The organism is Bathymodiolus azoricus thioautotrophic gill symbiont (genome assembly GCF_001298715.1).
GTDB lineage: Bacteria > Pseudomonadota > Gammaproteobacteria > PS1 > Pseudothioglobaceae > Thiodubiliella.
In genome coordinates this window covers 1-2,560 of the sequence record NZ_CDSC02000384.1, presented here as the reverse complement: position 1 = coordinate 2,560, position 2,560 = coordinate 1, and the positions used below count along the sequence as shown (strand labels likewise).

At 36.6% G+C, this 2,560-nt stretch carries 3 protein-coding genes; all 3 read left to right on the top strand.

The features are described 5' to 3' along the window. The first annotated feature begins 58 nt into the window (after positions 1 to 58). Entirely contained in the window at positions 59 to 547 is a 489-nt protein-coding gene (locus BAZSYMA_RS07520; protein ID WP_090717392.1) for an FKBP-type peptidyl-prolyl cis-trans isomerase, read from the top strand. Positions 548 to 724: 177 nt separating this feature from the next. After that, positions 725 to 1,240 (top strand): class I SAM-dependent methyltransferase, encoded by a 516-nt coding sequence (locus tag BAZSYMA_RS07515; RefSeq protein WP_241502589.1) that lies wholly within the window; start codon positions 725 to 727, stop codon positions 1,238 to 1,240. A gap of 29 nt (positions 1,241 to 1,269) precedes the next feature. Then, positions 1,270 to 2,560 (top strand): MBL fold metallo-hydrolase (locus tag BAZSYMA_RS07510; RefSeq protein ID WP_090717382.1); only part of this gene is annotated, 1,291 nt, incomplete at its 3' end.

Below are 2,560 nucleotides of genomic sequence, written 5' to 3'. Positions count from 1 at the left end.
TACACTATAAGGGTTTCCAAAAAAGGAAGCCCTTTTTTACGCAAAGGAGAATATAAAAATGACAGTAAAAAAAGACAAAGTCGTTGAAATGCACTACACCCTAAAAAACGATACAGGTGATGTACTTGATTCATCAAAAGGCCAAGCGCCAATGCCATTTTTGCAGGGTCATGGTAATATCATTCTTGGTTTAGAAAAAGCGATAGAAGGAATGAAGGTTGGCGAGTCTTGTGATGTTAGCGTTGAGCCAGCAGAGGCTTATGGCGAGCATCATTTTGAAGCCATTCAAGAAATTCCAAAGGAAGCTTTGCAAGGCATTGACAATCTTGTTGTAGGTATGGACTTACAATCTCAAGATGAGCAAGGTAATCCACTTGTTGTTCGTGTAACAGAAATCAACAAAGACAGTGTAATCATTGATGCCAACCATCCTTTAGCAGGGCAGACGCTGAGTTTTAGCGTTAGTATTGAAGGTATAAGAGATGCAACCAAAGAAGAATTAGAGCATGGGCATATTCACACTCATGGTGATTCTTGTTCACATTAAAAACACCAACTTTATGAGTTTAGAAGACTTCTAATTTAATAAAATTTATTGTTTTCTTATTTTATGCATTGTCCATTGTGCCAATCTCAAAATATAACACCTTATTATCAAGGTAAAAATGCCAATTATTTAAGTTGTTCTCGGTGCGAGTTGGTGTTTGTGACAAAGGAGTATCATTTGAGCGATACAGAAGAAAAATTTCGCTATGACAAGCACCAGAATAATCCTAATGACAGTGCTTATCAAGCATTTTTATCTCAAGTATTTGATCCAGTGATAGCACACATTAAAAAAGGTGCAAAAGGTTTGGATTTTGGCTGTGGACCAGGGCCAACTTTGTCGTTAATGTTTGAAAAACAAGGGCATCAAGTGGATTTATTTGATAAATTTTATGCCAATAATCCAGAAGTTTTTAGCAATCAGTATGATTTTATTACCGCTACTGAAGTGGTAGAGCATTTGAGTGAGCCCAGATTTGAGTTTAATCGTTTTTTTACACTATTGAAAAAAGGCGGTGTTTTGGCAATCATGACGCAGATGATAACGAAAGAAACAGACTTCCCCACTTGGTATTACAAAAACGACCCAACACATATTTGTTTTTTCTCTAAGCAAACGATACGTTATTTAGCGCAACAGTGGGGTGTAAAAATTAAGTTTTTTGCTAACAATGTTGTCTTATTTGTGTCATAATTTTCAATTAACTTATTAATGGAGCGTCTATGCGCTATTTTATAATAATTACCACGATTTTTATTTTTGCAAATGCTAACGCTTCTTTCAGTGATTGGTTTTCAGATTCTAGTAAAAAGTCTGCGCCTGTTGTTGAAAGTCCCAATATTAAAACTATTGAGAGGCCAAAATCTACCAAACAACCACTGGTCAATATCAATACGGAAGAGTTGATAAAAATTCTAGACAATGATCCAAGCGTGTTGTTGATTGATGTGCGCGCACCGTTTGAGATCAAGCATACGGGTACGATTAAACGCGCTCAGAATGTCAATATTATTCGTGGCTGGATAGAGATGCAAATTACTAATTATGCAAAAACTAAAGATATACCTATTGTCGTGTACTGTGGTCGTAACATTCGTTCGCCATTGACTGCTAGAACCTTAATGGCGTTGGGTTATACGAATGTGAAGAATTATAAGGATGGTTTTTTGACTTGGAAGCAAGAACTTAATCCAGTTAAAGTTAGTGATTATGAACCTAATAATATTTTATACAGAAAGCCTGTTAAAGTGATTGAGAATGTTTATACAGCAGTTGGTGCAACACAGCCAGGCACTTATGAAAATTCAAATCATAATAACAATTTATCATTTATTGTCACAACTGATGGCGTATTGGTATTTAATGCGGGTGGTAGCTATCTTGTAGCTAAGGCAATGCACGATGAGATTAAGAAAATCACTAAACAGCGTGTAAAGTATGTCGTGCTTGAAAATTCTCAGGGTCATGCGATTTTGGGTGCTAATTATTGGAAACAGCAAGGCGCTACTATTATTGCACATAAAGAAGCAGATAAAGAGATTGCGAAAAAAGGCGAAGCCATTTACTTGCGTGCTTTAAGTCGACAAAAAGACAAACTCATTAGCACCGTTGTTATTCGTCCAGATGTGGTGTTTGACAAGAAGTTTGATTTGACAATGGGCGATACCAAGATTGAATTAATGCATATTGGCGCGTCACATTCGCCAGATGACATTCAATTATGGCTAGCTAAAGAGAAATTACTGATTAGTGGTGATACAGCGTTTAACGAGAGGATGTTGCCCGTATTCCCACACACTGATATTGCGGCGTGGATTAAGACTTGGGACAAGATTGAAGCATTAAGACCTGGGGTTGTTATCCCTGGACATGGTGAGCCGACTGATTTGGCAACAGTTACTAAATTCACCAAAAATTATTTATCGTATATGCATGATGAAGTTGAAAAAATCTTAGAGAATGATGGTGATTTGGTAGATGCTTATCATATTGATCAATCTGTTTATAGAGATT